This window comes from Staphylococcus intermedius NCTC 11048 (assembly GCF_002902385.1).
In the GTDB taxonomy this organism is placed as follows: Bacteria; Bacillota; Bacilli; order Staphylococcales; family Staphylococcaceae; genus Staphylococcus; species Staphylococcus intermedius.
Genome location: NZ_PPQH01000140.1, coordinates 1 through 208, shown reverse-complemented (window position 1 = coordinate 208; position 208 = coordinate 1). Strand labels below are relative to the sequence as shown.

Genomic DNA, 208 nt, shown 5'->3' with positions numbered 1-208 from the left:
GCCACCTGTACCACCAACTCACAATATCGGTGATAAAGTTTGGGAAGATACAAACAAAGACGGTATCCAAGATGCTGACGAACCAGGTATCCCTAACGTAACAGTCACATTGAAAGATGCTGATGGTAACGTTGTCGATACACGTACAACGGATTCAAATGGTAACTACTTATTCGAAAACGTTAAACAAGGTGATTATACGATTGAG

The 208-nt window shown here is 40.9% G+C and carries 1 protein-coding gene; it reads left to right on the top strand.

Annotated elements, in window-relative coordinates; translation table 11 throughout:
- Positions 1–208 (top strand): SdrD B-like domain-containing protein (locus tag CD138_RS13690; protein WP_142380771.1); only part of this gene is annotated, 208 nt, incomplete at both ends.